Annotated in this window: 5 protein-coding genes and 1 tRNA gene; 5 read left to right on the plus strand and 1 reads right to left on the minus strand. The window is 51.0% G+C overall.

What is annotated here, in order from left to right; translation table 11 throughout:
- Positions 1-483 (minus strand): hypothetical protein (locus FP827_00430; protein MBA3051553.1); only part of this gene is annotated, 483 nt, incomplete at its 3' end.
- Positions 484-730: 247 nt separating this feature from the next.
- Between FP827_00430 and alaS the strand changes: the two genes are divergently transcribed.
- From alaS to FP827_00455, 5 genes are all read left to right on the plus strand, one after another.
- Complete coding sequence (gene alaS, locus FP827_00435; protein MBA3051554.1) at positions 731-3,373, plus strand: alanine--tRNA ligase; 2,643 nt, start codon at positions 731-733, stop codon at positions 3,371-3,373.
- Between the two features lie 27 nt (positions 3,374-3,400).
- Positions 3,401-3,472 (plus strand) — tRNA-Arg (locus tag FP827_00440).
- A 4-nt stretch (positions 3,473-3,476) separates the two neighbouring features.
- A complete protein-coding gene (locus tag FP827_00445) occupies positions 3,477-5,027 on the plus strand; it encodes a hypothetical protein (GenBank protein MBA3051555.1) in 1,551 nt (516 codons plus the stop codon).
- Positions 5,028-5,134: 107 nt separating this feature from the next.
- Complete coding sequence (locus FP827_00450; protein MBA3051556.1) at positions 5,135-6,373, plus strand: homocitrate synthase; 1,239 nt, start codon at positions 5,135-5,137, stop codon at positions 6,371-6,373.
- A gap of 10 nt (positions 6,374-6,383) precedes the next feature.
- Positions 6,384-6,967, plus strand: a 584-nt coding sequence (locus tag FP827_00455) for an aminotransferase class I/II-fold pyridoxal phosphate-dependent enzyme (GenBank protein ID MBA3051557.1), incomplete at its 3' end; no start/stop codon positions are given.

The raw sequence follows: 6,967 nt of genomic DNA on the forward strand, positions 1-6,967 counted from the left end.
GAGCATCTTGTCCGGTGCTATCATTTTTATATCAAAATCAAGATAATCAGCTTTTTCGTCCACAAAGCAGGTGAGGCCGACCCAATTGGAATAGGCGGAGAGCAGCCGGCAGGCCTGTTCGAGCATATATCTTTCTTCCGGCTCGCCGCCTGTCTTTGCCGCGCCGGAGCGTCCGAGCCCCGATATTTTCGCTCCGTTCATGATCTCGCCCCGTGTCAGTATGCTGTCTATGTAAAATTGAAGGCCCTTGGCGGTGGGGATCCTCCCTGAGGAATAAGATTCGTGGCTGAGGTAGCCCTCTTTTTCCAGCGCAGACAGCACATTCCGTATGGTTGCCGGTGACACACCCAGATTGTATTGCGCGTTCAAATGTTTTGAGCCCATGGGACGGCGGTGTATAATGAATTCCTTAACCAGTGAAAGCAGTATCTGCCTGTTCCTGGTTTCGCTGTCCATAAATTCTTTTTTCACGCTTTTCTTCATAATTAGCACCTCGATGGTCTAAGTGCTAATTTAACAAATACCGCAATATCCTGTCAAGAAACAAATCATCATATTTTAGGATAGCCTTTTTCAGAAATATCAGGCGGTATCCGTAGCGGGCCATATGAACGAGGAGTTTTACCCCGACTCCGAGTGAATTGGCAGCGAGCCGCACTCGCGAGCGGCCGTCTACGGATACCGCCTGATGTTTCCGGTTGAATGGTTGATTACATTGCATTTTTAATCTATAATCTGTTCAAAATTATACGGAGGCTGGATTTTGATGACACATGAAGAGCTGAGGAAATGTTTTCTGGATTATTTTACGGAGCAGGGGCACAATTTATATCCCTCCATGTCGCTCGTTCCGGATGACCCGACGCTTCTTTTCACCACCGCCGGCATGGTGCAGTTCAAGGATATGTTCCTGGGGCTCGTCCCCATGGTTCCCCCGAAAGCCGTATCAATTCAGAAGTGCGTCAGGACCTCTGACATAGAACAGGTCGGAAGGACCGCCCGGCACCTGACATTTTTTGAGATGCTGGGTAATTTTTCCGCGGGAGGATACTTTAAGGAAGAGGCCATACGGCTGGCATGGGAATTCTTTACGCGGGTTCTGCGCCTGGATGAGAAAAAGCTCTATGCCACCGTGCACCGCGATGATGAGGATGCTTATAAACTCTGGGGCAAATTTCTTCCCCCCTCAAAAATAGTGAAGCTCGGCAATGAGGATAATTTCTGGGAAATGGGAGATACCGGTCCTTGCGGTTACTGTTCCGAGATCATCTATGACCAGGGAGAATCCTTCTCCTGCGGTAAAAAAGATTGTGCCCCCGGATGCAGCTGTGACCGCTGGCTGGAGGTGTGGAATCTCGTTTTCACCGAGTTCGACAGGCAGAAAAGCGGGGAATTGAAAAAACTCAAACAAAAGAACATAGACACGGGCATGGGGCTTGAAAGACTTCTCACGGTTGTAAACGGCCTGAAATCAAATTATGAGACCGATCTAATAAAACCCATCATTGATTTTGTTTCATCTCACAGCGCCGCCCCAGAATCTGTTCATATCAGGCGCATTGCCGATCACGCGCGCTGTTCTGTTTTTATGATAGACGACGGAGTGTTGCCCTCCAACACGGGCAGGGGTTATATCCTCCGGCGTCTGATAAGAAGAGCGATGGTGTCCGCGCGTAAAATAAAATTGAAAAAGCCCTTATGCGAAGCCATCAATCCGGTCTTTGATATTTTTGCTAAAGTGTATCCTTCCCTCGCGCACAACGCTCCGCGTATAGCCATGGCGGTGAAAAGCGAGGAGGAAAGATTTGAAAAGGCCCTTGATACTGGCATGGGTATATTGGAGAGCCGCATGGAAGAGATCAGGGCGGCGAAGAGCATCCCCGGCGAGCTCTGTTTTGATCTTTACACCACCTATGGTTTTCCCATAGAACTCATCAGGGATATAGCCGCGTCTTATTCTTTTTCGGTGGGCGAGGATGTTTTTCAGAAACTCATTGAAGAGTCAAGGGAAAGATCCAGGGCATCCTGGACGGGTTCCTGCGACGCTTCCGACGCCCATCTTAAGGCCGTCGCTGCATCATCGGGCGAGACGCCTTTTGATGGCTATGATAATATTGAGATTGAGGCGCGAGTGCTGAAAATGGTGTCCGGCGGCAATGAGGTGCTGAGCGCCTCCGCGCAGGATGAGACGGTCGACACGAGCTCCGATCCTGATGAGGTGCTCGTTGTGCTGGACAAAACCCCTTTCTATGCCGTCTCGGGCGGTCAGGCCGCCGATGGCGGCACCCTGAAGAACGACGGCTTTCTCGCGCGCGTTACTGATGTGGTATGTGTCGGTAAAACCGTTTTGCACAGAATAAAAATAATCAAGGGAAGTCTTTCCGCGGGGGACAGTGTGCTGTCTTCGGTGGATGAGCCCCGCAGAAGAGCGGTGGAAAGGAATCACAGCGCGACGCATCTTCTTCAGGCCGCCTTACGATGTGTCATCGGCGGAGAGGTGCAGCAGGCCGGTTCCGCCGTGGATGAAAACGGCCTTCGTTTTGATTTCAGCATTTCAGGCAAAATTTCTCCGGAAGAAATAAACGAAGTGCAGCGCATTGTCAACACGGCTGTCATGGATGACCTTCCTGTATATAAAACGGAACACAGCATGGAAGATGCAAAAAAATTCAAGGCCCTGCATTTTTTCGACGAGAAATACGGGGATGTCGTCAGGCTCGTGACAATGGGGTCGGATGACCCCGACAATGCCTTCAGCGCCGAATTCTGCGGTGGCTGCCATGTGTCGCGGACAGGCCAGATAGGCCTTTTTAAAATAACATCGAATAAAGCTCTCGCGCAGGGTATCAGAAGGATAGAGGCCGTCACGGGTTTCGGCGTCATGAAAGATATCACCGCAAAAGAAGAGCTCTTGATCGCGGCCGCCGGGAAACTGAAAACGCCTGTCAATGACATTGAGAAGAAAATAGACAAGCTCCTGGAAGAGGTAAAGCAGAAGAAAAAATCCGAACAGGCCGCCGGAAAAACATCCTGCCGCGAAATCAAAGGTTTCAAAAATATCTTTGTCTGCCGTGCGGATAAGGCCGCGGCTGTGGCTTCCGCGGCGGATGAGGTTGTCGTGCGCGGCAATTGTCTGGTGTTCTCATACAGTATAGACGGCGGGAAACTGGCTTTTGTGTGCAAGGCCTCGGATACATTCATTGAAAAAGGCTTTTCGGCCGAGAAGCTGGTTTCTCTGTTTTCCGAACGCTCCGGCGTCCGGGGCGGCGGCTCGGCCAAATTTGTCAGGGGCGGAGGGCCCGTCTCCGGCCTTGACGCGGCGAAAATAGAAAAGATACTGGAAGATAGTTTAGCGCGGATACAGGCGGAATGAACTTGTTCCAACGCCCGGCGCTGCCTCGCCCCCTTAGCTTAACGGATAAAGTACTGGCCTCCGAAGCCTGGGATGGAAGTTCGATTCTTCCAGGGGGCAAAAAATGAATTTCAGAAAAGCCGCATACGCCGTACCTTTCGTTCTCTTTCTGCTGTTGTGGGGATATTTCATAGCTGAAAAAAAACCGCTTCGCTCGGACAGGGATTATTATAAACATTATCATATTGCCTCATTTGAGTTTGACGGCAAACTGACGGCCGATCACCGTCTTGTGGTTTTCAGGAAAAACGCGCCGGTCACCGGGATCGGCGGACGGATGGCGTACAAGTTCTTCGTAAAAGATGGCAAGTCCGTCGCGCGTTTTCCCATACCCTGGAATGCGCCAGAAGGCTTTTATGAGGCCCGGGTTTTCCATCCTTCTGAAAAAGAGAGGAACCGATTCCTCGGCGCTGTCTTCGCGGTAACCGGGCGTAAGAGCGCAGATGTGAAATTCCCGCTCAATGCCATGAACTGGGAGAACACAAAGAACTTAAAAACGCGGCGCATTCCCGCCCCCGACGGTGAAGTGAAATCATGGGAGGCCATATTCGACTGGCTCGAATACATGAAGATGGACACTCTCCTCTACCTCACCGCCCAGACGGCTTATTTCGGAACGTCTTTGTCGGAGGATTTCCCGTGGATAAAAAATAATCTCAAGATGCTGGACGAGTTATGCGCGGCGGCCCATAAAAGAAAAATGCGCATAGGCGCCTGGGTGGCATGTTATATCGTCGTGGGAAAGAGCGACGGGAATCTCGGCTATACCTACGGCCTTGATTACAGCCTGTCGGAAGACCGCCTGAAAAGATCCCGGGGGATATCCATAGGAGACAGCAAGCGGCTGAAAGACATCATAAAAGTCATGAGGCAGATGGACACATCGTCCGCTGATTTTCTCGGCCTGGATTACATTAGACCGGTGCAGGGCGGTTTTGAGCTCACGGATGAATTCCTTGAGGAAATGGACATTCAGCTCCCCGCGTCTTTAAAGGGAAGTCAGGAGCGGGCGCTTTATCTGGCGCGGGAGATATTTAAAAATAAAAATTACGCTTTGCAGGATATGTGGAACTGGTGGCGCTCCAGAAAATCATCATTGTGCATAGAGAGGATAAAAGAGGAAGTGAAGAGCGATAAGCCACTCTGGGCCTTTGTGCTGTCCTGGCAGATGGGCCATCAGCACGGACAGGATCCGGTGATGTTCCGCGATGCCGGCGTGGATTTTCAGGCGGTGATGCTCTACGAGTGCGACGACAGGCAGTTTGACAATCTTGTCTCCCAGTGGAAGAGATATAACGCTGAGGGGGTGAACTTTATAATAGGGAACCAGATCGATTTTGATGTGCATCAGTTTTCGGAAACTCCCCCGGCGCCGGAGAAATTCGCGCGGCGCATCTACGAGGCGAAAAAAGTCTTTAAACCGAAAGGTATTTTCGTCAACGACCTGTCCCGCGTTTTCTGGGGCCGCAAGGGCCCTTACACCGGAATGGAGTGGCTTGCCCCCGTCAAATCTCTGATCGAGAACGGTGAAATCGGTTCCGGGTTCGTCTATGCCGGAGCCGCGAAGTCTTCTCCCACGGTTTATAACTTAGAGCCGTCCACGGCAACACGCTAAAAAATTGACTAATACTCGTTTCTTGACTATAATTCAGCTAATTGGAGGAGTCCTTAGAGGGTTATAATAATCAGGAAAAAGAAGGACGTCCCGTTTTTGGAGGAAAAATGGCAAAAATATATTTTATTGATGTGACAAACCGCGACGGCGTGCAGACGGCGAATCTGGGCCTGGCGAAACTTGAAAAAACGCTGCTCAATATTTATCTGGATAAAATGGGTGTATTCCAGTCCGAATTCGGATTCCCGCTGACCAATCACGAGAGGTCCTACCTGAACGCCAATCTCCGTCTGGTTAAAGAGGGGGCTCTGAAAAAGATCCGCCTGGGAGGATGGATACGCGCGGTGTCTGAGGATGTGGAAGCCGCTTTCAAAAATGTGCCGGATATTGAGCATTTGAATTTATCCATATCCACGTCCAAACAGATGATAGACAATAAATTCCAGGGTAAATACGGCGAGAAAGACGTCATTGAGATGATGAAAAAAAGCGTCATCCTCGCGAAGAAAATGGGTGCGAAGAGCTTGGGCGTGAACGCCGAAGACGCCTCGCGCACCGAGATGGGTTTCCTCAAGGAATTCTCTCTCGCGGCAAAAAAAGCGGGGGCCTCGAGGATCCGCTACTGCGACACCCTCGGTTATGATGACCCCTTTAAAATTTACGAAAGGATATATGAGCTCGCGAAAGAGGTTTCAATCCCTGTTGAGCTGCACTGCCACAATGATCTCGGGATGGCCGCCGCAAATTCGATTGCCGGGGCCAAGGCCGCCGTCGATGCCGGTGTGGACGCTTACATCAACACCACCGTTAACGGAATGGGTGAACGGGCAGGAAACGCTGATCTGCTGTCAGTTATTCTCGCCATTAAAAAATCTTCGGGTTTCAGCGGAAAATACTGTCTCGGCGGAAAAATCAATCTGAAACGCTCATGGAAGCTCGCTCAGTACGCCTCCTACTGTTTCGGCGTGCCGATACCCATCAATCAGCCGGGCGTCGGCTCAAATGCTTTCGCGCACGAATCCGGCATCCACGCCGACGGCGCGCTCAAGGACAGACGGAATTATGAGCTCTATGATTACGAGGAGCTCGGACGGGGCGAGCAAGAGTTTATAGAAACAGGCCGCCAGATCGTCGTCGGAGAATACTCGGGTATCAAAGGCTTCAGAAATGTTTATGACAAACTCGAGGTGAAATTCAAGGACAAGGATGAGGCCAGGAAAATACTTGAGCTCGTCCGCTACGCCAATGTGCACACGCAGAAACCTCTCTTGAGCGACGAGCTGCGCTTTATAGCCAAATATCCCGATATAGCTAAAGAGATAATGACGGTGACCCCGCAATGGTGAGGACACGAAAATGATCAGCCCATCGGATAAAATAAAAAATCTTCCGCCCTATCTTTTCGGAGCGATAGATGTTTTGAAAAACCGAGCGCACGCCAATAAGCAGGATGTGATTGATATGGGCATGGGCAATCCCGATCTTCCCACACCCAAATGCGTGGTGGACCGTCTTGTTGACACCGTGACCCGTCATCCCCGGACGCACCGTTACCCGCAGGCCAAGGGTATGCCCAAATTCAGGAAAGCCGTCTGCGACTGGTACGGCCGCCGTTTCGGCGTGAAGCTGGACCCCGAGACGGAAGCGGTGGCGCTCATAGGCTCAAAAGAGGGCATAGCGCATCTGTGCATGGCTTATCTGAATCAGGGGGATCTTGTTCTCGTGCCCAATCCCTGTTATCCTGTTCATTACAACGGCGTGGTTCTCGCGGGCGGCGCCATACATCTCATGCCTCTGCGGGAGGAGAACGGTTATCTGCCGGACCTTTCGGCCATACCCGAAAAAGTGCGTCAGCGCGCGAAGATAATGATACTCAATTATCCCAACAACCCCACCGGGGCAGTTATAGAAGATAAAAAATATCTGGAGGAAGTCGTCAA

The sequence above is a fragment of the Candidatus Omnitrophota bacterium genome (assembly GCA_013791745.1).
In the GTDB taxonomy this organism is placed as follows: Bacteria; CG03; CG03; order CG03; family CG03; genus CG03.

Coding starts and splice junctions, on each gene's coding strand:
- FP827_00450 (MBA3051556.1), top strand. CDS start 5,135: ATGGCAAAAATATATTTTATTGATGTGACAAACCGCGACGGCGTGCAG.
- FP827_00445 (MBA3051555.1), top strand. CDS start 3,477: ATGAATTTCAGAAAAGCCGCATACGCCGTACCTTTCGTTCTCTTTCTG.